Below are 25748 nucleotides of genomic sequence, written 5' to 3' on the forward strand. Positions count from 1 at the left end.
AATTTATATCAATTAATCGTTAAATTGCAATATAACATGAACAACACAGCATTTATCAACTGGGAAACGTTTAAAACGCAGCTCCAGCAAAACCCGAATCAAATTTTACAATTTGAATATGCAGCAGGTAAATGGGTAGATCCCTCCTACCATATCACAGAAATCAAACAGGCTCCGATCTTATCCGTCGATTGTGGTGGCGTAATGAACTCCTGGACTGAAATCATTGTCCAACTATGGGAACCAAGGGAAACAGAAGAAGGCCGTGCAATGCAGGCAAGTAAAGCGATGTCTATCGTGGATATCGTTGAAAAGAAATTACCGCTTAATCCCAATGCTATTGTAAAAATTGAATTTGGCAACTCGCAGTTCGATACACGCCAAATGTATCCGGGTAATTTTACCGTGTCCGGACAAGATTTAATCGTTAACCTTACTCCAGATTATACCCAGTGCAAAGCCATTAACCGTGGAGGAAGCTGTGGCAACACGTCAGCTGGAGAAGAATGCTGCGCACCCGTTGCTAAAGCCGAACCTGTAAAGCTGGAAATGGTTAATCTGGCTGCTGATGGCCCCGTTTGTAAACCTGGTGGCGGCTGCTGCTAATCAATACATTAAAAAATGGAAAAAATATTGGTACTCTGCACCGGCAACAGTTGCCGCAGCCAAATTGCAGAAGGATTTTTAAGACATTTCGCAGGTAGCCGAGCCGAGGTTTATAGCGCCGGCATAGAAACGCATGGCGTTAACCCTAAAGCTATTCAGGTTATGGCTGAAGCCGGCATTGATATCTCATCCCACACCTCTAATCATGTCAATGAGTATGCGGCAATAGACTTTGACTATGTAATTACGGTCTGTGATAATGCCAAAGAGAGTTGTCCATATTTTCCTTCAAGGGCTAAAAAACTACATTACAATTTCCCAGACCCGGCAAAAGCTACCGGGACGGAGGAAGAAGTTATGAATGAATTCAGAAGGGTACGTGATCTTATCAAAACATACAGTGCTGAATTTGTAGCGGAAAATCTCGATAAATAAACATACCCACTAACAAAAAAATATGTCAGCCAACAACTGCGCCCCAGCACATGAAAGGAAAAAATTGAGTTTCCTCGACCGATACCTTACCTTATGGATTTTCCTGGCGATGGCAATCGGAGTATCTATTGGATTCCTTTTCCCGTATTCGTCTGATTTTATCAATTCTTTCTCAAGCGGCACCACCAATATTCCACTTGCCATTGGCCTGATCCTGATGATGTATCCACCACTTGCCAAGGTGAAATATGAAAATATGGGCAAAGTATTTAAGGACACAAAGATACTGGGGACTTCCCTACTCCTGAACTGGATCATAGGGCCTATTCTAATGTTTATCCTGGCGATTGTATTTCTTCGGGGCTACCCCGAATATATGATCGGCCTTATTCTTATCGGGCTAGCCCGCTGCATTGCAATGGTCGTTGTATGGAATGAGCTCGCAGAAGGAAACCGCGAGTATGCCGCTGGACTCATCGCCCTCAATAGCATTTTTCAGGTTTTATTGTACAGCGTCTATGCTTATATCTTTATCACTGTTCTGCCTCCAGTATTTGGGATGAAAGGTCTTGATGTCAATATTTCGATCGGTCAGATTGCGGAAAGTGTCGGAATTTATTTGGGTATTCCCTTTGCAATGGGCATAATCAGCCGTTATGGCCTGATTAAGTTAAATGGAAAAGAATGGTTCCAAAGCAAATTTGTACCGCTGATCTCTCCCATCACCTTAATCGCGTTATTATTTACAATTGTAGTCATGTTCAGCCTGAAAGGTGAACTGATCGTTCAGATTCCTATGGACGTTGTCAGAATTGCGATTCCTTTGGTGATCTATTTTGCCATTATGTTCCTGGTGAGCTTTTTTATCGGTAAACGAATGGGCGCAGATTATTCCAAAAATGCAGCCATTTCTTTTACAGCTTCCGGTAATAATTTTGAGTTGGCTATTGCAGTTGCTATTGGCGTCTTCGGCATCAACAGTGGCCAGGCATTTGCCGGTGTTATCGGTCCACTCGTGGAAGTGCCCGCATTGATTGCCTTGGTCAATGTAGCTTTTTGGTTAAGAAAGAAATATTACAAAGGCCAGGTGATATAGCCCAAGAAAATTATTTATTGCCGGAAAATTGATAAATTAGTTGATATGTTCCATTCAGCTCATTCTCGCAGGCACTGGCCTACACTCCTGCTGTCCGTACTCTTCTCCTTAAATGGCTTAGACCTCAGCGCACAGTTGTTTCATCAGGACAGCCTAAAATTAATAGCCCGACAGTTTGCCTTTACCGAAGGGCCGGCAGTGGACAAGACCGGGGACATCTATTTTACCGACCAGCCCAATAACAAAATCTGGAAATATAGCACCAAAGGGCAACTTTCGCTTTTTAAAGATTCTGCAGGCCGCGCAAATGGATTGTACTTTAACTATCAGGGTCAGCTCCTTGCCTGTGCCGACGAAAAGAACGAGATCTGGTCAATCAGCAAAGATGGTCAGGTTACCGTCCTGCTGACAGCTGTCGACGGAAAGAAACTGAATGGTCCAAATGATCTTTGGGCAGACAAGAAAGGGGGAATCTACTTTACGGACCCCTTTTATCTGCGCGATTATTATACCCGGAAAAAGCCAGAAATAGCGGGGCAGAAAGTCTACTACCTTCCTCCAGGAAAAGCGAAAAAAGCCATCGTAGTAGTTGATGATGTAAGCAAGCCGAACGGCATTGTCGGCTCGCCCGATGGAAGATACCTCTATGTCGCAGATATCGAACGGAATAAAACGTATAGGTACACCATTGAATCTGACGGCAAGCTCAGCGGACAGACAGCGCTTATCGATCAGGGATCTGACGGGATAACATTGGACCATCAAGGAAATATTTACCTAACGGGCAAAGGCGTCTTTATTTATAGTCCGACCGGTCTGCTGATCGGCCATATTGAAGTAAATGAACCATGGACATCCAATGTCTGTTTTGGGGGTAAAGATCGTACGGTTTTATTTATCACCGCTTCAACAGCCATCTATAAGATCCCCATTTATACCCGGGGAGTGGATTAATACCAACGAAAGAAAAAAACATTTTTTATAGGAGCTCGTCAGATTTATGATATTTTTGAATGTTTAATTAACCGTATGAATAACCTCAAACAGTATATCAGAGACAAAAATTGGGGAGAAGTACTGAACCACTGTAAAGTGCTCAATCCCAATGAACGTGCAGCAACTATAGCATATTTACATGCCTTGGATATTGATCGCGATATTTTAGCAAAGGATGACGATAGTTTACAAGGCCCGGCACGACTTGATTTTTATGAGAACCGTCAACAGGTCTACGCCACGCTCAATTTTGCACTTATTGCCTGTACCCGCCAATTTGAGGATATCGCTAAAATTAAACGCTTAAATGGAACTTGGCAATTGTGCCCATTGAGGTCCTACTTAAGCAATCCAACCATCGGCGGAGAACCCTTAATGGCCTTTTATCGGCTTTTTCTGCCCGACTATCTGCACAAGATCGTTAAGGCTTCAGAAAAGGCACGTTTCAACGGTATTGATTTCAAGGTACTATGGGCGTTTTACCAACAAGGTTGGATCACCTTTGATGAAAGCTATTTTGTTGCTCGTTTGTTGACAGTAGATACGCATGACAGAAATACAGAAGAGGAAGCCGATTTTTTATTGAAAAATCCTGCGGTAATCGACAACGTATTTCTACAATTCCACCGCTATGAAATTCCAGTACTCGACCTTTCCAAATGGGAAGCACGTACGGGATATGTCTGTAAAAAAGTGACTGAATATTGGACCGAAGTCATACAGATCATGCAGAAGAAGGGCTATGTATTTAACCGCGCTATTATTCCAGGTTTAATGGAATCCTTACTCAATAACTGGAAAAAGCCACATTTAGATTGGCATATCCGACTTTTGGGCATATTTAATACAACACAACACGATTATCTACAGCAACAACAGCTCTTGTTTTCGCTACTGAATACCTCGAATACAAGCCTTATTAATTTTTCGGTCAGACAGATCAAGACAATCTATAAAATGGAAGGTTTTGATGAAAATGGATTTATTGATCATGTGAGTACTATTTTCCCAAAGGAGAAAATAGAAAAATCACTGCTGCTCTGCCTGGATATCCTCGAACACCTGCTGAAAAAAGAAGAATATAGATCACTTGACATTTCCGCAGATCTATCCATGCTGTTACTCCAGACTGATTCAAAAGTACAGGAAAAAGGTGCCCAGCTTTTAGTAGAACGGGCTGATCCGGAAGTCCTGAAAGATCTCGTTGAACCCCACCGCACTAATTTAAAACTTAAGACCCTCGAAATTCTCGGCTTGGCTCAGGCGACTCCCGTCGTGGCAGATACCGCCATGGCAGACCCCGCGTTTGAAGAGTTGGCAGAACAACTGGAACAGGTCACGATTCCTTCAAATTGGGATGCTTTGTTATTTCAGATCGGTCATTTCATCAGAACGAAGTCTGCTTTAGATTTCGACCTCTTCCTCGAAGGGCTGAATCAGTTACAGAACGATATCCCCAAAGACTACAAAAAGCAATTGAAACCCTATTGCAAACAGCTGTTCAGCCGTTTTTGGGACATTGACTACATGCGCTCTTTCGCTGATTTTATGCATTATTGGATTGGCGAAGATAGCGGCGAAAAAACTGGCCATAAAAGTGATAGTATTCCCTTTGCACAGCATAAGCTAGATTGGATGCGACAAAAACTCGCCAGCAACAACAGCTTACCATTTCTGTCGACACCGAGTCACCTCCCCTTTTACGTGCATCCTAACGTACTGATAAAACGCCTACTCGCGTATGAACAAAAAAAGGTTGCCATTGAAATAGAAGATCTAATCGTCGCCTGTAACAGATTGTTATATCAACAAACAGATGAAGAGACTATTCGTCTTGTAAAGACCTTAAAGGGAAATTACGCTTCTGCGATGCAGTACTTTATGGGAGCTACAGACCAGGTTAAGCCCAAAGCAGATGTATTGGCACTCTGGGCGCAGGTAACACGGATCAAACAGCCCGATCAGGTATTTCCGGAATTTGAGCATACTTCAGCTAAAAGCTATCCCGCTGTCGTAAATCCATTTGAGATCACATTCGAAATTGTCGTCGACAAAAACGAATACGCAACCTGGCACAGAATGTTTCTGGAACACAACTGGAATTATACCTGGTGCAGGCAGGAAGAAACCAAACATTACCCACCGTTATTCTATCATACAGCACCTTTTTCGACAACATTTCGAGAAGCCATTGCCTTTCAACTCAGCTTAACACCTCAATACATTGGTCCGCTGTTATGCCGCTATATCCCAGATGCCGCTTCAGGAAATGAAGTCCCGGACATGGAAAACTGCCTATACCCGATGCAGTTCTTGATGGATAATCGCCTGGAGGTACGGGGCAGCGGATGGCTCTATATTGCTGTTTGTTTATTGTTTGAAAAGAAGATCTCAAGAGATCTGGCGACAGAATATGTGCAGTTTGCACTTTTAAATAAAAAACAGGATCTTTCCTACCTTGCTGATATCATCGGTAGGCTACTTGCTGCCGGATATGCACCTGTTAACAGGTTTATCGAATATTTAGATCGCCCATTTGTAGCACAGCAGATCAAAAAGTTCCAATTCGTATGTCTGGAAAAAACCTTGGAACATCTGGATGGCGAACGTCTCCCTGTAAACAGCAAGAAATTGGTCGCTCATTATGTTGAGGTTTCGGCCCAACTTCAAAGGGAAGTAAATCCGATATTTTTAAGTAAAGTAAAACGCAAATGAATGTAGACTTTGAATATCAGTATCAACATACTTCTACGATCGCTATGGGGAGTAAGGATAAATCGTTCATCCTGGCGCATTGTTCTGAAATCAAACAGGACAATCTGGTTCCCTGCTTCTTTCATGGCAGCATTATCAATTCATTTGTTGCTTCAAAATGTTTAAGTACACTCGGTAAAACAGTACGTTCTCATTTTGCAATTAGCCCAGATCAGCGCATCAATATGCGCGACCCGATCGTTTCTGTCGGTAATGGCCAGCTTCATTTTGAAGCATTTTCATCCTGCAACAGTGTTTACGCGCGCATTGACGTGCTGCAAACAGGAATTGACGGGGAGTTTATTCAAGCTGGCTGTACCAATGTTGATTTTAACGATGTAACGATCCGGGCTTTTAATTCCGTTGGCCGCACCGATAAATTGATCGTCGGTGTAGGTTCAAATGAGCTGAGGGTCATCACTTCTTGCGCAGAGACTATAGAAAAAAAAGTGAGTTTGCCCGATCGCTGGATTAAAGGACTGGGCAATGTCCAGGTCTACTTATCGCAAATGGAGCTTGCCTTTCAATTGAACAGAATTGAAGCATTGCAGCTCTTTAAAGCTATACCTAAAAGCGTGGTTAAGCCTGAATATTTTTTATCTAAATCGGGCAACAGCTATACTTTTTCTGCTGTTGCCAAGCCTAACAGTTTAAAAATAGGTGGCATTCATCGGCTCAATCTGATCGAAAACCTCCTTATACATGTAGACAGTGTGTCATTCTATAAACACGAAGATCAGCAAAGTACAGCGGTAGTACTTGATTTCAAGGACATACAAATGCTGTTTCTACTTTCCGAAAGCGTTTATCGAGGTTTTTCTAGTGAAAGTAAGCATATCGAAAACCTGCTTGTTCAACTGCCGGAAGAATGGCTCTTGGGTATCAATAATTATTTTAGAACCAATGAGGTTTTTCAACCTACGCTACTTTCCATAAAACATGACATTCAGTTCGGCACCATGGAAACCATGCAAGCCTCATTATCCAGTATGGGATTATTGGGTTACGATTTGTGGAGCAACAATTATTTTTACAGAAAGCTTCCATTCAAACTTTCACGCTTAAAACGCTTTAATCCAAGGTTGCAAAATGCCGTTAAGTTGATTGATGAAGATGCTGTGCTGCTCCTGCAGCATGACAAAAATGGTATTAAGGCCGAAGTAAAAGGCAGTGCTGACCTGAGCCATATTGTCGTCGGTAAAGGGAATGATCTGCAATGTACCTGTACCTGGTTTACAAATAACCGGACAAACAGAGGCCTCTGCAAACACATCCTGGCAGTAAAGATGAAGTTGAGTGATATTTCGTAACTTGCCATACACCACAGCATTTTAAAATGGACTGTTTCCCCAAATTCAACCTTAACGATGTACCAATCGCTCTCTCTTCTTACATTTCATTATCCGCACTTACCTGTGCTTTATAGCGATCAATCTTTTGGTAAACCTTGTTAAAAAACATTTTCTTGTCCCGTGTTCCGGCCATATTTAATAACCTGGAATTTTTGAGCTGATGCTGATAGAAATTGAAGGCGTGTCGACAGCTGTCTTTATCATTGGTAATGAAATAGCCCAGCATCGTATGCGGAACGAATAATGACTTTCTGTCGTTATTTCCAACTAGGACATTATTATTTAAAATCAATAGCTCATGGTAGTACAGCTGGTACTGGTCATTGTTTGGCGTACAACTTTTCTCCAGTGAAAACAGCAGTTCTTTAAGCTGCTCACAGAGCATCTTTCCGTTTTCGGCGGTAAGTAAGCCTGCCTGGGAAAAATAGATGATCTGCTGGAGTGTACTGTTAATTGTAGTATCATTCCAGATCTCTTTCACCCGGATGGACGAATAATAATCGTAAAGCTTCTGGCCTCTACTATCGATGGGTGTTTTCGACAAAAAAGATTCGAAAGACAATTCCAAACCGTCTGGACTCAACAAATTGAGCCATACATATTTTTTGAATATAGACAAAAGCCCTGTATTGATGGTATAAAAGATCGGAATATCCTTTGCCGAGTAATACAGGTAGGTCTGAAGATTGGATTCAAACTCCGTTAACGATTTAAACGAATGCTCTAGATAATTTGACAGATCATTAAAGGACTGGATTTCCGCTGTTTTTTTTACTAAGATGTGATCACTTTGCTGAAATAGCTTATCCAAAGAAAGTGAAAAGCGATTTGCAAGCTGCACCGTCTCTCCTATTGAAAATTTGCTCTTCATTGAAATTCTGCGGTGCGCCGCATCATAACTAATATCAAGCGCGTCTGCAATCACCTCAATAAGAGATTTCGAAGGATCAATTTTCCGCTGTATTTCCTGAATCAACTTTTCCTGATACATAAGCCAATTATTATTTGCGATAATCACAAAAATAAAAATTTATATTATTGTTTCCCACAATTTTAACTGCGATTATCACAATAACTTTGGAAGACAATAAACATATATTTTATTAAAAGCCAGCTATGAAAACCGTAATAAATAAACAAGAGGAATTAGCAAGCCGATTCCCGATCTTGACAGACACCCGTCTATCGCCATCGCTCTTCCAGGGCAACATTGAAAACTTCATCGGCATGAGTCAAGTCCCTACAGGGGTCATCGGCCCCCTTAAAGTTCATGGCACTTCAGCCAACGGAAATTACCATATTCCACTTGCCACAACTGAGGGTGCATTGGTTGCATCCTATCACCGCGGATCTAAAGCCTGTTTGCTCGCCGGCGGGATTACCTCGATCTGTCTGCAAGAAGGAGTTCAAAGAAGCCCCGTATTCAAATTTGAGAACATCAAGGATTTAAGTCTTTTCGTTTCCTGGTTCCTCGCAGAGGAAGAAAACTTTCAGGAAATCGTCAAACGCACAAGCAGATTTGCTAAGTTAACCGATACCCGCATACAGATTGAAGGCAACCATTTAACCATATCCTTTGAATATTTCACTGCCGATGCGGCTGGCCAGAATATGGTTACCATCTGCACAGAGGCCATCTGCCGCTTTATGATTGACTCTTGTCCTATTAAGCCCAGTCACTGGTTTATTGAGGGAAACAGCTCGGGAGACAAAAAAGCGACCGCCGCAGCTTTCAATCATGTCAGGGGTAAAAAGGTAACCGCTGAAATAACATTACCGGCCAACATCGTGTCCGAAATCCTTAAAACTTCAGCCGAGCTGATGGATCGCTATTGGCGTACGTCCACCATGGGTGTTATCCAAAGTGGAGCTATAGGTGCACAGGGGCATTATGCCAATGGATTGGCTGCTTTGTTTTTGGCAACGGGCCAGGATGTCGCCTGTGTTGCCGAAGCCGCAACGGGTATCACGCGAATGGAGCAGAATAAAGACGGATCACTCTATGCAGCCGTGACTTTACCCAATCTTATTGTCGGCACTATCGGTGGTGGAACAGCACTTCCGACCCAAAGAGAGTGCCTGGAAATGATGGACTGTTATGGCGAAGGGAAGGCCATAAAATATGCCGAAATAGCTGCAGCCCTTGCGCTCGCCGGAGAATTATCTATTGCCGCGGCCCTTTCGGCAGGTCATTTTACACAGGCGCATCAAAAATTAGGCAGAAAAAAATCACTATAAAATGGAAACTAAAAAAGAAAACAGATGGAATGTGCCCAATGCACTTTCCGCCTATCGTATACTGGCATTACCCTTTATCAGCTATGCCCTTTTAACGGCAGACAGGGATCTGTTTATCCTATTGCTGTCCATCAACCTGATCAGCGATATTCTCGATGGATTAATCGCCAGGCTATTTAACCTTCAGACGGAATTTGGTGCCAAAATAGATTCGATCGCAGATATCGGAACATACCTCATGGCATTCATCGGCATGATAACATTGGAAAAAGGATTTGTAATGGCCTATAAAATCGAATTTATCCTACTTATTGTCCTGTGGATTGTTCCCCAGATCTATGCTCTTATCCGATTTAAACGCTTTCCCAGCTTCCATTTATGGTCCTATAAATTAACAGGCTATCTCCAGGGGATATTTATCTTTAGCTATTTTGTACTCGGATTTAACACCTTTTATTTCCACCTGATGCTAACCGTAAGTTATTTGGCCTATTTGGAAGAATTGGTCCTCGTGATTATTCTCCCGAAGCTGCAATCCAATCTGAAAAGTATATTTCTTATCCAATTACAAAAAAAAGCTTGATTATGTATGTATTAATGGCGAATATAGTGTTGTTATTTTTTGGCATCGGAGCATTGGTCACAGGCTATCTCAATAAGAATAGTCAAGTTGCACAAACCAGAGAACGCTGGTTAAAACTGGGTTTTTACTTCCTGATTTTGATCCTTGTCTTTTTTTCCATTTATATGGACTATGTCAGACTTTTGGCTATTTGCATTGGAATAGCCGGTTTTTACGAAATTGTCAAGGCCCACCTATATTCAGAACGACCGCTGCTATTCTTATGTCCTGTAGTGGTCCTTTATCTCGCTCTTATCGCTGCGTTTATAAACTTCGGCCATAGGGCATCGACAGAAAAGGTTTGTTTTATCTATTTTATGGTGGTGATTTTTGATGGATTCAGCCAGCTCTGCGGTCAATTATTCGGCAAAAGAAAACTTATTCCCTCGGTTAGTCCCAATAAAACTGTTGAAGGTTTAATTGGCGCTTTGGTCATTGGCACTGGTACCAGCCTTTTCCTCTTTCCATCCATCGACCTGTCCATCACGCAAACTTTAAAGACCGCCCTTTTTATTTGCTTTTCCGCATTGCTGGGCGACCTATTGGCTTCGTGGTACAAACGAAGCTGTCAAATTAAAGATTACGGCACCCTCATTCCAGGGCATGGCGGAATACTGGATCGATTTGACAGCTTTATATTCAGTGGAGCCATGTACGGACTAATTTATCTTTAAAAACAAGATTATGAAAAACGATTTAGAGAACATGCTCCTATTAGGCACCCTTTTCTTGCTGCTATTCGCGCTTGCTGAACTATTGTATCAACAGTTTAAGGTCAAAGCAGAGTTTACCCGAAAACTCGTCCATGTAGGTACGGGGATAATCTGCATGTCATTTCCGATTTTGATCAGCAGCCACTGGTCTGTTTTCATCCTATGCGGATTGTTCACTTTGATTTTATTGCTGTCCATCAAGTTCGATTTATTAAATTCTATCCATGCAATTGACCGAAAATCTGTCGGTAGCCTGGCCTATCCTGCGGCAGTCTATCTTTGCTTTCTCGCACAGACATTGTTAGACAAAGGGGCTATTTTTTATTATTTGCCCTTGCTCACCTTGGCAATATGTGATCCGATGGCGGCATTATCTGGCAAAAAATGGCCTTATGGTTCTTACCGCCTATTCGGTGCGCGAAAAACACTACTAGGGTCCGCAGTGTTCTTTGTATGCGCTTTGATTACCGTGGTTGTAATTGGACACTATATGCAAGAGCCAAGCCTGCACATGAGCGAAATCACCATGATAGGTACCCTGGCTCTTGCCGCGACCATAGCCGAAGCATGTAGCAAAGACGGTTACGACAATTATAAGCATTCCGGTCAGTAGCATGCTCAGTCTGTATATTCTATTTCCCTGATAAGTAACAGTCCAGTTTTAAAGGTAGATGATGAAACTATAAGCAATTTTATTTATCTTTATATTGAAATAAAGATTCGCTTAGCTATTCTGGCAAAAGCGATTAAAAATGACCATTTCATCTTTAATTCTAAAAATCACTCCAACATGTATAAAACCGTATTAACGAGGCAATTTTATTTAAGCGTAATCGCCATCATAATCCTACCATTTGCCACCTTGGGCCAAAGCCTTCCATTACAACTATTACCCTCCGGTCATATTGTAGTAGAAGCTGAAATCGAAGGAAAGAAAGGAAATTTTATCTTCGATACAGGCGGGGGGATTAATCTTTTTTTTGAAGATTTTGCCAAAGACCTGAAAAAAAATGAAAGCTATAATTTTCTCACGGCATTTCGCGCAACAGGTGAAAAAATGACAATCCCTCTTTATAGATCCTCTACCATTAAATTCAATGGTAAAGAGTTTAATGATATTCCGTTTTCAACATTCGACATGAAATTGGCCGGTATTAATGGCCTAATTTCCCTTCCAATGCTTTACGACACGGAGTTTATAATAGACTACACAAAGAAACAGCTTATTTTTCCGAAGGCAAAACTAAAAAGTGACAAAATTATTCCGATACAACTGACGACCAATGCCGATCAATCCCTTGATATCTCCACGTACATATATCTAAACGACAAGTACAGGATCAACATTTTATTAGATTCAGGGGCTGGCGATGATTCATTTTGGTTTAGCGATCGGTTTATCCCTATCTTGGGATTGGATCCGTCCAAACTGGAAATAACGGAGAGAGCTAGTGAGTTTAATCCCGAGATAAAAACAAAATATTACAAAGGACATATAGCATCCATCTCCAATTCTTCTGTAAAAGTAGAGCATCCTACAGTCTCATTTGTTGAAGGATTGATCTATGAAGGAAAGACCAGCATCAATTGGCTGGGCAAAAAGCTTGGATTCAATTTAAAAGAAAAGAAGATCTATTTGTTGGATTAATCACTGTTAGATCTATATGAAATTTGGATTATTAAGAAAATGTATGATGAATACAATAAAACCTCTATTGATCATTGTCCTATTTTTACTATGCAATCTTAAGCACCTACAGGGTCAGCAATTTACCCAGTATGGAAAATCCGATACCCTTTCAATTAAATCACAAATCTTTAATTCCGATAGAAAAGTCATACTGACCAAATCGTTAATGGGCAAATCGGATACGTTGGCAAGGAAGACCGTTATCTACTTCGATGCTGACGATACCCACATAAACGGAACTGTTTTGCAATCTGCCGATAACCTTACCGCAACTGGTGAAATGCCCAAATCAAATCTGGTCGGTATTATGCAGGTCGATAGAAATACAGAATTTCTTGAAAAAGAAAAGTTAGCAGCTTTTCTCGTAAAAGAATTGATCCCCCACCTAAAAGCAAATCAATACGACACACAAAAAATTACGCTTATTGGGCATTCTTTTGGTGGATATTTTGCTACCTATCTGTACCTGACAAACAATGAGCTGTTCAATTCTTGCATTGCTGTAAGTCCAGCATACTGGCCCAATAAAAAAGACCTATTCAATGATCTTAACAGTTTAGGAAACAACTCAATTTCAGGTGATTTTTACATGGCTATCGGAAACAAACGTTGGGACGATATTTCGATCACAAAATACATCGATGAAATGGACAGGTTGCTGACTAAGCATCAGCGACAAATCAGGTACAGACTAAACCGGCTTGATGGATTCAGTCACAACGCAACACCAACTGTAGGCATTGGATTGGGATTAAGCTATGTTTTCGATCTGTGGGAATGGCAAAATATATTGCAGGAACAAGAACGGCGTTTAAAAAGCTCACCTGACTTTTGGGGGCATCTGGAAATTAAAGCCGATGCGCTCTATCATTTAAAAAGATATTCGGAAGCGAAAGAGGGCTATCTTAAATCGCTGCATTTCTTAATCAACGACAAGGAAGAACAAAAGGAGAGCATCAGAACTGCAAGCAAAAGGCTAAAAGAAAAAATCAAAAAATGTAAGTAATACGCACTACAAAAACTGCTGAAACCGCATCAGTTCGTTCATATTCTTGCACTGCAGTTTTCGAAGCATACAACATTATTTGGAAACACAGTTCAATGGCGCCAATGTCATTGCAGTGTTTTTATCCGTCCGCTTTGGGTTTTCTTTTCGCCGATTATTTTATATTTTTGTACATCTTCCAGCAATAATCTAATTTAGTCGGGAACAACCATTATGCAGTTTAACTTCGCCTTTGATTCCAGTCCGTTTAAAACCCTGATCGCTTTTCATAAGATTATACCATCCTTTGAAGCAGCGGCTCTATCGCCGGTTGGCTTTCAGGCCAGCTATGCCCGATCGCTACTGGAAGAAATCAGCAAATACCCCGAACTTATCGATGGGGTCGAAAAAGCAGAAGAAGTGCTGCGCTATGAGCCTATTATCAAGGTGCTGCTGGCCGACCTGTTCCCGAGCTCACTGACACATAATGAGATCAAGGCCATTACCATTCCCTTCCATCTCCATACGTTCAACCATACCGCAAGACTGGAAAAAATATTAGCGGATGCCGGCGATCACTATGAATTTAGTCTTCGTGATATCTCGCCCGATACCTATTATATTCTCAATTGCTGTGTTATTATCAGCCAGTATTACGGCTTTAAGGTGGATGCTATGGATGCCCCCCTCTTTTTGGATATTCCAGACAAGAATAATATCATCCATCACTACCGCGTCCTATTCAATGCCGATTTTATCGATGTCCTTCCAACAGAACGGGCACTCGATCTTACGGCTGAAGATATTACCGAACTGGTCGACAACTTTTCGGATATTGCCCTATGGAAGTCCAAATTCCCCGAGCAGAGCTGGATCCTGAAAGGCTTTTCCATTATGACGCTTTTTGATGCGACCATTGAAAATGCGGTATCCAGCTTCAAGAGCAATCTGCTGCGCGAAAAAAGTGCTGTCCAGCTGGCAGAAATAGAAAGCATTTTCCGGTCGATTTATAAAATAAATGATCTGCGCATCGGATTGACCTCCTTTGAAAAGGTCAGGAACGAGTACAACTTACGGATTGTCGAAAAACATCTGTACAGTCATCTACTTTACGATTCGACGATCGAAGAATGTGAAAACATGCTCTGCAGCGAGACCTTGGAGAACCTGCTCACCAAGGACGAATATTTTGTTGTACCGGATATTGACAAGCTGCCACTGGATGATCCAAAGCAGGCCTATTTTATCAACAAGCTCAAGCAGCAACAGGTGAAGAGCTTTATTTTTGTTCCCCTCGTCGAAGGCGACAAAGTGCTCGGTCTATTGGAAATGTCCTCATCCAAGGTGCGAGAACTCAATTCGGTCAATGCCAACAAGCTCAACTTCATCTTGCCCTTTATCAAAGATAAAGTCTCGAAAGCCTTTGCAGAAACTGAAAATCAGATCGAAGCGGTGATCCAAAAGGAATATACCGCTATACACCCGAGTGTCAAATGGCGGTTTCAGGAAGAAGCCATGCATTTCCTCAACGACCGCGCCTTTGGAAAAGACTATGCCCTGCAGGAAATCGTCTTTGACCATGTTTATCCGCTCTATGGGCAGATTGACGTACAGGGCTCCTCGGAATCTCGCAATCAGGCCATCCGCCAAGATCTGATGAATCAGAGCAAGGAACTGATCGCATTGTTCACTGCGGTCAACCAAACGCAGCGATTACCGCTCTTTGAGCAAAAGGTCTTCGACTTGGAAAGAAACCTGACGACGCTGCAGCAAGCGCTGCTGACCGATACGGAACAGCTTATGCTCGATTATTTTAACCAGGATATTCACCCTATTCTGGAGAATTTCAGGAAAAACAACAAAAATAGCGTCGCCACCGAGGCCGTCGACCGCTATTTTGAGCGAATCAACCTCTCTATCGGCGGTTTTTATGAGGCCCGACAGGATTATGACAACTCCATCACCCTGATCAACAAAAAGCTGGTGGCCATCCTCGACGAAAAGCAGGTAGAAGCCCAAGAATACTTTCCTCATTATTATGAGCGCTACAAGACAGATGGTATCGAGCACAACATGTATATCGGGGCCTCCATCGCTCCCGGTCGGAATTTTGAACTCTACTACCTACGCAATTTACGGCTGTGGCAGCTGCAGGTGATGTGTGCGATGGAACGCGAGTTTAGGCAGCTCCAGCCCGCCCTTCCGCATCAGCTGGAGGTGACCTCATTGGTGCTGGTCTTTGCCACCCCCATTTCCATCCGCTTTCGTATGGACGAGAAGCAGTTCGATATCGACGGCTCCTACAACGTGCGCTACGAGATTGCCAAGAAACGCATTGATAAAGCCAAGATCAAGGGCTCGACGGAGCGCATCACACAAAAAGGCAAACTGGTTATTGTCTACTCCAATATACATGAAGAAACAGAATACCTGGGATACATTAACCTACTACAGCACAAAGGATTACTAGACAACAATATCGAGCAGTTTGAGGTGGAAGATCTACAGGGACTGGTTGGCCTGAAAGCGATCCGTGTGGGATTCAATTTTCAAGATCTGCACTAAAGCAATTCCCGGTGTTCCATCAGATAGGCCAAGGAGAGTATCATCTAATAATCTGTTTGCGGATACGGCTTAAACTTTTGGGGTTCATGCCGAGGAACGATGCGATATATTGCATGGGTACGTTGTGCAGCAGATCCGGCTGTTCGGCCATGAGCTTGAGGTACCCTTGCGCTATGTACATTCCTCATGCTTTGAGCGTGATATTGCATCCGGGGAAACGTTTCGTTGACTAAACAAATATACTAAAAACGATTTACATACTAATAAAATTAGCAAACAAATATCAATTTATTGAAATAAATACTTGATTTGAATCACGATTTGAAAAAGCAAAGTCACGCTTTGCGAGAGCCTTTTATGAAGCAGTGGATATTGCTTCATAACAAATGAAGCAGCCCGGGGGCTGCTTCATTGAAAAAATAGTCTTTGCGAAATGCCATTTAGGGTTTGCGGTTGCTTGCCCTCACCGGTCTGTCTGGTTTATACTCATCCCAGCCCTTAGACCGCAAATGATATACGATATCCAAAATTATTGATCTCTTTCGTTACGGAACAAATGGGGTTGTTTGCCGGTATGTTTCTTGATGAAACTTCTGAAATTTGCGACATTACTAAAACCTATTTCGAAAGAAATCTGTAAAATGGATAGATTCGAATGTCTGATCAAGCGGATAGCCTCCTGGACTACAATTCCCGAAATGAATGCTTTTGCAGATTTTCCGCTGTTAGCTGCGCATAGCGCGGAAAGCCTTCTGCTTGTAAGTTTTAATTTATTGGCATAAAAACTGACGGACGTACTTTCACGATAATACTTGTATACCAAAATGTTAAAGCTATTAAAAACAATCTGCTCCGATGAACTGCACAGCTTTGATAGAATCCCCTGAAGAGAGAGCCTGTAATGTCCTTCCAACAAAATTGACTCGACACAGTGATGAGCGACCAGATCCAATATTTCCGGTCCCTGTACCCGCGCCATTTGTATGCGTTCAATAATAGCCCCATCAAAATAGGCCTGATTTCCCATTTTACCTTCAATCTGTATGGCATTCTGAATGCCATAGAACAATATGGAGTTGAGCATCTTCACGTCGGATTTCGATCTCAGATAAAACGCCGCGGTAAATGATAGCACATAGCCCCCTATTGGCGCATCGTTCATGAATTTGATTCGCTTCCTAGGCCCTACAAATAGTAGCTGTCCGCTATTCAGCGTATAAAACTCCCTATTTACAGCAATGACGATCGGTTCATCTATTTTTATGATGTAATAAGTATCACTTGCTATATCACTTTCGGTTTGTTGGAATTCGGCGAGTGTACAAATCCCAAAATCCTGTAGCCCTATTTCTAGGTCCTTACTATTCATCATCGTCTCGATAAGCGTTTATACAGTTATCAGCACTAAAACCTCCTGCAGATCATCTTCACTTGTCTGAGATCATAAGCTGATCCTATTTGGAACCCACATCGGATTGGAAGCTGTGCTATGTTATGAAGCTATGCTGTATTATGAAGCTGTGCTATGTTATCATGCTCTGTTATCTCTGTATCAAAAGACAGTCAGCTTTGACTGCCTTTTGCTTACACATGTTATCTTGTGGTATACCCGCCATTGGCGAAAATAGTCTGTCCGGTTATCCACCAGCCATCCGTTACCAGAAACTCAATCAGTGGTGCAATGTCCTTAATATCGGTCAGTCCACCCAACGCAGACGCCGACTTGTGATAGGCCACAGCATCTTCAGATTCCTGTCCATAGAAGAAAGGTGTATCCATCGGACCAGGAGCTACCGCCGTAACTGAGATTCCACGCGGTCCGAATTCCTTAGAAGCAGCCCTTGTAAAATGTTCTACAGGAGCTTTCATTCCCGCATACGTCGAATAAAGGCCTGTATAGGCTGCTAATAAAGACGTAACGACAGTACAGATTTTGCCATTATCGTTGATCCGCTTGCCGGCTTCGAGAATAAAAAAATAAGCGACCTTCGAATTAATATCACTCATGCTGTCGTACTCAATCTCTGAAGTCTCCACAAATGGTTTTTTCAGTACTTTACCGACTGTATTGATTGCGATATCAACCTTACCGAACTTTTCTTCGGCTTTGTCGAATAGCGCTTTTATATTTGATAGCTGTGTAAGGTCGCCCTGGACAAGCAGTCCCTCGGCACCAAACGCCTTTACATCCGACAATGTTTTTTCTGCCTCGGCTCTTGTGCTCTCACTATTGTAGTGAATGACAAGCTTTGCTCCTTGTGCCGCAAAATCCCGGCTCAACAGTCCCCCTAAGTTTTTCGCACCACCTGCGATCAAAACTACTTTTCCATTTACTTCTTGATTTGCCATAAATTTGAAAATTTGAATCCATCGCCCACTGATTTGCCGTGGACGTGCTGGATTACAGGTTTAGATTCTATCAGCGCTTATTCTGGCCTCTCAAAGCCATTTTACCCCGCTAGAATCTCTCAAACCAAATATCAATAATTGAGCTGCCAATCAAAAAAAACAGGGTTTCACAATGCTATCACACTTATCAAAATAGCAGGTAGTCCCGTGGTTATCAATCCATATGCTTCGATAGCTAGAAAGAGTAGCTAGGTCGAAGTGATTTTCATTAAACAGTTAATTAATCTGATCTGAGGATTAAACAGTTAACTAACCCGACCTGAGGTTGGAACGGAAATATAACGTCCGGAAATATCCCCCCAAAAAAAGGACCACCCGTTGAGGTGGTCCTGATTAATTGATTAATTGTATGCGTGAATTATAGCCATTGCGTGAATTATCGCTATTTTACCTGCAGGATCGAACGCTGGTGACTAAAGTTTTCCAGACTAAATCTGCCGTGATATTTTCCCATTCCTGAAGCACCTACGCCACCGAAAGGAAGATAATGCGATCCGACGTGGATCAATGTACTATTGATCTCCGCATCGCCGCTGGTGGTTCTTGCGATCACGTCATCGGCAAATTGCTGACTTTCAGAAAACACATAAAGCGCCAATGGCTTGGGTCTGCTATTAATCTCTTTCAGCACTTCATCGATATTGCTGTAAGTTAAAATAGGAAGGATCGGACCAAAAATTTCCTGCTGCATCACCGCATCATTCCAGTTGACACCATCCATCAAAGTTGCTTCAAAATGGCGCGTTTCCAAATCATATTTTCCCCCATAAATAACTTTTTCGGGAGCGGCATCCAGGTATCCCGCTAAATTCCCTATCTGATGCTGGCTAACAATCTTGCCGATTTTCCCTAAAGATTCGTCGTTGTATGTAGCTTTAAGATAAGATTTCAACTGATCGATAAAGGCGCCCTTCACAGATTCATGCACATACACGTAATCCGGAGCAACACAGGTCTGTCCGCAATTGATCCATTTGCCGGCAGAAATGCGCTGAACGGCTTTTTCGATATCCGCATCATGGTGTACGATCGTTGGGGATTTTCCGCCCAGTTCCAAAGTAAGCGGAATCAGTTGTTCGGCAGCGGCTTTCATGACAATTTTGCCAACATTAGGGCTTCCCGTAAAAAAGATGTAATCAAAAGCAAGGCTCAATAAATAGGTGTTTTCTTCAATAGCGCCCTGAAAAACGGCAACATATTGTTCATCAAAAGCTTCGCTAACAATATCTTCAATCACCTGGGCAACATGGGGCGTGTTTTCAGAAGGTTTGATGATAGCCGTATTTCCGGCCATCAGGGCCCCGATCAGCGGACTGAAAGTCAACTGCACCGGGTAATTGAAGGGACCTATAATATAGTTTACACCGTAGGGCTCATAAATGTACTTACTGATGACTTCCGCTCCCGAAGCATGCGGTTTTGATTTGACATAGGTTGGTTTTGCCCATTCTTCCATATTTTCGATCATATCGTCGAGTTCATCGAGAACAATCTGAACTTCAACGTATTCTGCTTCTGCCCTGCTTTTTCCAAGATCGATATTCACTGCTTCACAGATCGCATCCGTATAACTCGCAAAAACTTTACGGAAATTTTGCAACTGTCTTTTACGGAATGTGATTTCCTTCGTTGCTTGCGTGCCGAAAAAGTCTTTCTGTTTTTCGAATACTTCTTTTATTCTGTTTTTAATTTCTGTCGTCATTTGTTTGTGATTTTATGCATTTTAAAACACACCTAGCGCATAAACTGTTTGTTTTAATAAAGTAAAAGTGTCTAGTGTGTTTTATATCTTGTAGAACAAGATTAAGATGCTTTGATACAAAACAAAGTTAAAATAATTTTATATTGCGCAAAACATAATATTGTCATATATATTAGCTGAAACCTGTATTCATACCGCAGTTTAACGTTATTATTACCCTTGCAGAGTACGTAATTTTGCCCATTCAAAACTGGACTGTAACACCTATTTTAGGCTCATGAATAAAATTTTCTATCTGAAAGATCTATGGCGGACATCAATACCTTTGAAGGGTTGCAACAATAAAACCTCCCTATCCCTGCATTGGGTCAACAGCGAAGGGGTTATAATCTGGGCCAATCAGGCAGAACTTGATCTGCTCGTTTATACTCCGAACATATATTTTTACTTTGATTTAAACATCCCTCTAAATTCCAGTGGCGTCTGGGCGGTTTTCTTTTTGAACAGTTTGCTGAAACTCTGTGCATGCTCAAAACCCAGTTCGTAAGCAATTTCATTTACGGTAAGTTGTGTCGTTGATAATTTCTCTTTTGCTCGCTCAATAAGTTTATGGTGGATATACTGCTGCGTGCTCTGGCCAATGAGCGAACGTAGCATATCGCTTAGATAACCCGCAGACACATTCAACTGCTCCGAAAGAAAATGGACCGTTGGAACTCCCTGAATTACCGAATGATCATGATCCAGATAATCATCCAGCAGCGCTTCTGCCTTCAGTAGAATATCATTGTTGATATTTCTCCGCGTAATGAACTGCCGCTTGTAAAACCGGTTGACGTAGCTCAGCATCAACTCCACCTGCGAGATAATGACTTCTTGGCTAAATTCGTCTATCCGGTTGTCAAGTTCATTTTTCATGAAATTCAAGATCGCTATCATCGTTTCTCTTTCCTGATCAGATAAATGTAACGCTTCATTCACAGAATAGGAGAAATAGCCGTACTTCCTAATTTTATGGGCTAAAGGGGAACCCAGGAAAAAGTCAGGATGGATCAGCAGCAGATAAGCATAGGTATCCCTATTATATTCTGTGCTACCCACCAATTGATTGGGCGCAAAGAAAAGCATACTTCCTTCATTAAAATCATAATAACCCCTGCCGTACTTGAGTTTTCCGCTGTTTTTTGTTATAAAAGTGATCTTGTAGAAACTTAGGACATCGTATATTGGTGCCATATCGGTATTGAATGGATTATCCTGATTGAAATGGACCAGGCTAATCAGGGGATGCTGCGGTTTTGGCAGGCCAAAAGCTTCGTGACTCTCGGATATAGAAATAAAGCGTTTTAACTTATCCTCTTTCTTTTTCATACAATAAATTTATAAAAAAACCTGTAGCTTATAGCTACAGGTCTTCCTTTGTGTGATTCTACCATGGCACTTGATCGCCTTGTTCTGTGCGATAGGTCGCCGGTCCCGTAAAGCTTCCATTGGGTATATCTTCCGCCAGTGCCACGCGTATCGGTTCAAGTGAGCCTTCCTCCACCGTATCTGTACCTTCAAAGTTATTCAGGGCTGTCGCTGTAAAACCCGGACTTACCAGATGCACCTTAACATTTGTATTTTCCAATTCATTTGCAAGAGAAAGGAAAACACCATTTAAAGCGGTTTTCGAAGCGCCATATACGGCATCAAATCCACTACGGAATGTATTGTCCGGATCTGCATTCAGGGTTAGTGAGCCTAGAGAACTTGAAACGGTTACGATCCTAGATTGTTTTGCATTCCGGAGGAAGGGCAATAAGGCCTGTGTTATGGCAAGCGTGCCAAAGACATTGGTTTCCCAAACCTGGCGCATTTCAGCTATGGATGTGACGCTTGCCTTCTGCGCACTCAGAATTTCCCACATTGTACGGCCGGGGATCCCTGCGTTTGAAATCGCCGCATTATTGACCAGCAAAGTAAGGTACCCAAACTCATTTTCTATTTTACTGACAGCATTCCTGATTGAATTATTGTCGGTAATATCCAGCTGAATGGCATGCGCTTCACCTTCTATCTGATTGGCGGCATCCTTTCCTTTTTCTAAATCTCGTGATCCAACAAACACATGATATCCATTTTCAGCAAGAGCTTTGGCAATCTGAAAACCAACACCTGTATTGGCACCTGTAACTAGGGCTACTTTTATTTCATTTGTCTGCATGTTAAACTTATTTAAATGTAACAGGACAAAGTTCCGCAACTATGGGCGGACAATTGTAGCTGAATTGAGGATATTTCTAACCAAAATAAGGGTAGATTCAGATTCAGATTCAACGGTTGGGCGACTGTACTTTATTTATTAATGTGGAATGATTAATTGCGCGCGGGATAGGTTGGCGCGGGATAATCCCTGTCGACATGCATCTGATTGATCAAAATCTCCTTGATCAGGTGATTCATTCGCTTATCATTGACGTCGATTTTTACGATTTTATGGCTATAATAGGTGTCGCTTTCAAACTCACTTTCGATTTTCTCGGCGAATGCAGGCGATAGTGATTTGTAGTTAAGTACAACTTCGGTTTCCTTTTCTGCTATTTTTTTTAACGTCAAAGTCCAGATTACCCCATACTCCGGAGAGAAAAAGACTTTTCTTGGCGGCGGTACTTTCAATTTTTTATTCTTTAACGAGTACGTATACAGCATATGAATACTTGGTTTGGAAACATCTTTTGCCGCAGCCGTGACCAATTTATGATACTCTTTTTCGTTATCCACAACCGTTTCAATGCTTATCCCCTGCTCCTCGATTTCAAATCGGGCAGTCGAATCTGTACTTCCCAGGGATGTGATTTTCATCTTGCTGTCGACAAACTGGCCGGACATATCGGGGATGCCCTCTTTTACGCGGTCAAAACTTGCAGCTAAACGCATCGGTACCAATTTAGTCGTCAGCGTTTGCGCATGTAGGCTACCCGCTGCAGCAATAAAAAAGAGCATTATACCAACATATTTTCTCATCATGATTCTTTTAATTTAGCGATTTCAAAACGATTAAAATCTGATCTTGAGACCTGATATTAATGTAAATTACACTTTTTGTCAGTTGTTTCCTTCTATTGTTCGAAATCTGGCTAATCGCATTTACAATCCGCTGGATATTAATTCATATTCGCAACAGTTGGCTAATCAGTTCAATAAAATGGCGCTACAGCACCGCAGCTAACTATCGTTGAATCGTTGCCGTGTAGCGTACAGTTGAACCGTTGTCGCGTAGAGTACAATTGAACCATAGCTGCATAGAGTACAGTTGAACCGTAGCCGCGTAGCGTACAGTACCTATAAAGTTGTAATCAAAGCCCGAGCTATAAAAAATTTAGCGTTTTTCCATCGCTTTCATGGCCATTGCGGCTGCAATACCGCCGATGACATACCAAGCAACAGTCATTAACTTCGTACGATTGGTCTTTTTTATGGGTTTGGCATCGAGTCCGGCCTGTTCCGGAATAGTCAATGTTGCGAGCCCTACCACAGTACCGAGCAAAGCTCCTTTCAGCAGTCTATTTTTTTGACCGCCATAGCCGATAAGCGTATATAACATGGCATTTGAGGCCACATCGGCGCCAAATGTAGCTGCTACCAGCGCATTACCTTTGGGTGGTTTAAATCCGGCGACGCGTACTGTTTTTTTCATTGCCTCCTCACCAACCTTATCCACTTCGGGCGCCTGGGAATCAAATCTTTTGGCAGCGCTGTGCACTATATTGAGGACGAGTGCACCGATCAATCCGCCCAGCATATTTTTATTCAATCCGTTCATATCTTGTCTTTTTACTTTTTCAATCTTGCTTGTTAAGTTCTCAATCTTGCCGAGCCCATAGATCGACAGGTTATTTTAGAACGAAAAGACCAGAAACCTCAAAGAAGCACCGGTCTTTTCTAACTATTTATCCATCAAATGGATTAATAGAAAGACAAGAGTCAGATTGAAATCGTTTAAAAAAGCTTCAATTATCTTTAACAGAAAACAGCCCTTTTATCTCCGCATGTCTCTTTTCGATCAGAAGAACCGTATGATCGTATTCCTCCTGAACCTTCTGATCCCTAAAGAATGGATGCAGCTCACATTCAACCAACTTATGCTCGGCAAATTTTACCAAAAGTGATTTGAGTTTCTCCCTTAATCGGCCGATCTCTTCATCATTGAATGTGGCTTCTCTAATCTTACGTCCCACATCCGCATCACCATCCTGCCATTGATCTTCAAATTTTTCCATAACTTAATTTATTTTAAAGTATTCCATTCAATACCGAACCAGCCCCCTGTCTTCTCGCCCCAATCTCGATTTCTTCGGTCCGCTATACATCCCCCCACACTCCTTTCGGTAGCCACTTTTTACACGTTTATTGCCGCTATTCACATACTTTCACACCTTTTATCGCCCTACTTTTGGATAACAACTTTTTTGCGGGTTGTTATTTAATATAATATTAATGGACACTGGGGCGAAGGGATTCGTTCCAGTATTTTTTTACACCAATCCGCACAAAAAAACAGCTGCTAATGCGCATATGCATCGCTCGCCGTTCGCATTCTTTCACGGTACTGCAGTGGATTGGAACCCGAATGTTTTTTGATAAAATGCCGAAAATTGGACTCTTCTGAAAACCCCATTTCATAGGAGATCTGGGAAATAGAAAGATCCGTATGTTCAATATAACGCAGCGCTTCTTTCAGAACGATGTCGATAATGGCATTCTTTGCCGTTTTATTCCAGACTTCCGTACATAGATTCGTTAGCTTTCTTGGCGTAATATGTAGTTTGTCTGCATAGAATTTGACGTTGCAATTTTCTTTATAATGCTTGTGTACGATTATGGAAAAACGGTTGGCCATTCCCTGCACTGTACTGTCCGTACCCCTGCTGAGTTCCTTATCGAAATCTGTTTCCCATATCCCTTGTAAAAGGACCGACTCGATGAAGTTGTGCACGATCAGCGAAGTCACCGCGGCGTTTCTTGATGGATAACCTTGGATATTTCCCATGATCTGCATCTTCATCTCTTCCTGTTTTATCCGGCTTTTAACGACTTTGAGCGATCTTTCACTGTCAAAAAATAGTCCTGAATTGATCAATGTCCTATCCAGGGCCGACCTTTCGTAAAACCGTGAAGTAAAGCGGAGCAAATACCCGTTCGGACCATATTGTCGGGCAATTTAAACGTATTTCCCGAGAAGCTTACCGCGCAAAAGTATAATCTGCAGATCAAGGAAGTCGCAGAACTTGCCGGTATCAATAGCCTCGTCAAAGTCCGCAAAAGAAAGGGCTTCCGGGCGGTAGAAATGTTTGTCCAAAAATGGGAAGCGATCACAAGCCACATCGGAAGAAGAAGCTTTGCTTCAAATTTTTACGGTAAAATCCCTACTCCGCTACTCATGGAAGCTACAGGTCACAGTACCGAGCAGATGTTCCATCGCTACATCAGTACCATTGATACCGAGCGGACAAGAACGTTGGGACAGTACCTGGAAGATGCTTATAACGATAAATTCAGGGTAGCTTAATTAGCGATTAGATCCGTAATTCAGTTACAAGTTT

General features: G+C 42.1%; 24 protein-coding genes. 14 read left to right on the top strand and 10 right to left on the bottom strand.

Features of this window, described 5'->3' with window-relative positions:
- Window positions 1-36 precede the first annotated feature (36 nt).
- From CBM24_RS14950 to CBM24_RS14975, 6 genes are all read left to right on the top strand, one after another.
- Window positions 37-606 (top strand): DUF6428 family protein, encoded by a 570-nt coding sequence (locus CBM24_RS14950; protein ID WP_088161783.1) that lies wholly within the window; start codon window positions 37-39, stop codon window positions 604-606.
- 15 nt (window positions 607-621) lie between these two features.
- The gene (locus CBM24_RS14955; protein WP_075992911.1) at window positions 622-1041 is read left to right on the top strand and encodes an arsenate reductase ArsC; all 420 of its coding nucleotides are present in this window, start codon (window positions 622-624) and stop codon (window positions 1039-1041) included.
- A gap of 22 nt (window positions 1042-1063) precedes the next feature.
- Entirely contained in the window at window positions 1064-2137 is a 1074-nt protein-coding gene (gene arsB / locus CBM24_RS14960; protein ID WP_088161784.1) for an ACR3 family arsenite efflux transporter, read from the top strand.
- A gap of 45 nt (window positions 2138-2182) precedes the next feature.
- Window positions 2183-3091, top strand: a complete 909-nt coding sequence (locus CBM24_RS14965) for an SMP-30/gluconolactonase/LRE family protein (protein ID WP_088161785.1) — start codon at window positions 2183-2185, stop codon at window positions 3089-3091.
- Between the two features lie 75 nt (window positions 3092-3166).
- On the top strand, window positions 3167-5848 hold the full coding sequence (locus tag CBM24_RS14970) for a DUF6493 family protein (protein WP_088161786.1): 2682 nt from the start codon (window positions 3167-3169) through the stop codon (window positions 5846-5848).
- The gene (locus CBM24_RS14975) at window positions 5845-7197 is read left to right on the top strand and encodes an SWIM zinc finger family protein (protein WP_088161787.1); all 1353 of its coding nucleotides are present in this window, start codon (window positions 5845-5847) and stop codon (window positions 7195-7197) included. The genes CBM24_RS14970 and CBM24_RS14975 overlap by 4 nt, the downstream gene beginning before the upstream one ends.
- Before the next feature lie 79 nt (window positions 7198-7276).
- Here the strand turns inward: CBM24_RS14975 and CBM24_RS14980 are convergent, their stop codons facing one another.
- On the bottom strand, window positions 7277-8230 hold the full coding sequence (locus CBM24_RS14980) for a hypothetical protein (RefSeq protein ID WP_088161788.1): 954 nt from the start codon (window positions 8228-8230) through the stop codon (window positions 7277-7279).
- 125 nt (window positions 8231-8355) lie between these two features.
- Here CBM24_RS14980 and CBM24_RS14985 point away from each other — a divergent pair, with 125 nt between their 5' ends.
- The 7 genes from CBM24_RS14985 (at window position 8356) to CBM24_RS15015 (ending at window position 16052) form a co-directional block, all read left to right on the top strand.
- Window positions 8356-9477 (top strand): hydroxymethylglutaryl-CoA reductase, encoded by a 1122-nt coding sequence (locus tag CBM24_RS14985; RefSeq protein WP_088161789.1) that lies wholly within the window; start codon window positions 8356-8358, stop codon window positions 9475-9477.
- Window position 9478: 1 nt separating this feature from the next.
- Window positions 9479-10060 (top strand): CDP-alcohol phosphatidyltransferase family protein, encoded by a 582-nt coding sequence (locus CBM24_RS14990; protein WP_075992917.1) that lies wholly within the window; start codon window positions 9479-9481, stop codon window positions 10058-10060.
- A gap of 2 nt (window positions 10061-10062) precedes the next feature.
- Window positions 10063-10773 (top strand): phosphatidate cytidylyltransferase, encoded by a 711-nt coding sequence (locus CBM24_RS14995; protein WP_088161790.1) that lies wholly within the window; start codon window positions 10063-10065, stop codon window positions 10771-10773.
- A gap of 31 nt (window positions 10774-10804) precedes the next feature.
- On the top strand, window positions 10805-11425 hold the full coding sequence (locus CBM24_RS15000; protein WP_232475542.1) for a phosphatidate cytidylyltransferase: 621 nt from the start codon (window positions 10805-10807) through the stop codon (window positions 11423-11425).
- A gap of 177 nt (window positions 11426-11602) precedes the next feature.
- Complete coding sequence (locus tag CBM24_RS15005) at window positions 11603-12460, top strand: retropepsin-like aspartic protease (RefSeq protein ID WP_088161791.1); 858 nt, start codon at window positions 11603-11605, stop codon at window positions 12458-12460.
- A gap of 43 nt (window positions 12461-12503) precedes the next feature.
- Window positions 12504-13508 carry an alpha/beta hydrolase gene (locus tag CBM24_RS15010; RefSeq protein WP_232475543.1) on the top strand — a complete coding sequence of 335 codons (1005 nt, stop codon included), beginning with the start codon at window positions 12504-12506 and terminating at the stop codon, window positions 13506-13508.
- Window positions 13509-13721: 213 nt separating this feature from the next.
- Window positions 13722-16052, top strand: a complete 2331-nt coding sequence (locus tag CBM24_RS15015) for a GAF domain-containing protein (protein WP_088161792.1) — start codon at window positions 13722-13724, stop codon at window positions 16050-16052.
- A 529-nt stretch (window positions 16053-16581) separates the two neighbouring features.
- On the opposite strand, the gene CBM24_RS15025 is transcribed toward CBM24_RS15015, so the two are convergent.
- The 9 genes from CBM24_RS15025 to CBM24_RS15065 form a co-directional block, all read right to left on the bottom strand.
- Window positions 16582-17424 carry a helix-turn-helix domain-containing protein gene (locus CBM24_RS15025; RefSeq protein ID WP_075992922.1) on the bottom strand — a complete coding sequence of 281 codons (843 nt, stop codon included), beginning with the start codon at window positions 17422-17424 and terminating at the stop codon, window positions 16582-16584.
- 221 nt (window positions 17425-17645) lie between these two features.
- On the bottom strand, window positions 17646-18401 hold the full coding sequence (locus CBM24_RS15030) for an SDR family oxidoreductase (RefSeq protein WP_088161793.1): 756 nt from the start codon (window positions 18399-18401) through the stop codon (window positions 17646-17648).
- A 442-nt stretch (window positions 18402-18843) separates the two neighbouring features.
- Window positions 18844-20163, bottom strand: a complete 1320-nt coding sequence (gene mdlD, locus CBM24_RS15035; protein ID WP_088161794.1) for an NAD(P)-dependent benzaldehyde dehydrogenase MdlD — start codon at window positions 20161-20163, stop codon at window positions 18844-18846.
- 444 nt (window positions 20164-20607) lie between these two features.
- The gene (locus CBM24_RS15040; RefSeq protein WP_088161795.1) at window positions 20608-21534 is read right to left on the bottom strand and encodes a helix-turn-helix domain-containing protein; all 927 of its coding nucleotides are present in this window, start codon (window positions 21532-21534) and stop codon (window positions 20608-20610) included.
- A gap of 58 nt (window positions 21535-21592) precedes the next feature.
- Complete coding sequence (locus CBM24_RS15045) at window positions 21593-22369, bottom strand: SDR family NAD(P)-dependent oxidoreductase (RefSeq protein WP_088161796.1); 777 nt, start codon at window positions 22367-22369, stop codon at window positions 21593-21595.
- Window positions 22370-22521: 152 nt separating this feature from the next.
- A complete protein-coding gene (locus CBM24_RS15050; protein WP_088161797.1) occupies window positions 22522-23172 on the bottom strand; it encodes a transcriptional regulator in 651 nt (216 codons plus the stop codon).
- A 352-nt stretch (window positions 23173-23524) separates the two neighbouring features.
- Window positions 23525-23968, bottom strand: coding sequence for a hypothetical protein (locus CBM24_RS15055; RefSeq protein WP_088161798.1), 444 nt, complete (start codon window positions 23966-23968; stop codon window positions 23525-23527).
- A 187-nt stretch (window positions 23969-24155) separates the two neighbouring features.
- A complete protein-coding gene (locus CBM24_RS15060) occupies window positions 24156-24425 on the bottom strand; it encodes a hypothetical protein (protein ID WP_088161799.1) in 270 nt (89 codons plus the stop codon).
- Window positions 24426-24709: 284 nt separating this feature from the next.
- A complete protein-coding gene (locus CBM24_RS15065; protein WP_157698467.1) occupies window positions 24710-25210 on the bottom strand; it encodes a helix-turn-helix domain-containing protein in 501 nt (166 codons plus the stop codon).
- A 144-nt stretch (window positions 25211-25354) separates the two neighbouring features.
- Here CBM24_RS15065 and CBM24_RS15070 point away from each other — a divergent pair, with 144 nt between their 5' ends.
- Window positions 25355-25714: a hypothetical protein gene (locus tag CBM24_RS15070; RefSeq protein ID WP_088161801.1), complete on the top strand. Its 360-nt coding sequence runs from the start codon at window positions 25355-25357 to the stop codon at window positions 25712-25714.
- The last annotated feature ends 34 nt before the right edge of the window (window positions 25715-25748 follow it).

Source organism: Sphingobacterium sp. G1-14 (assembly GCF_002196555.1).
Classification (GTDB): Bacteria; Bacteroidota; Bacteroidia; order Sphingobacteriales; family Sphingobacteriaceae; genus Sphingobacterium; species Sphingobacterium siyangense.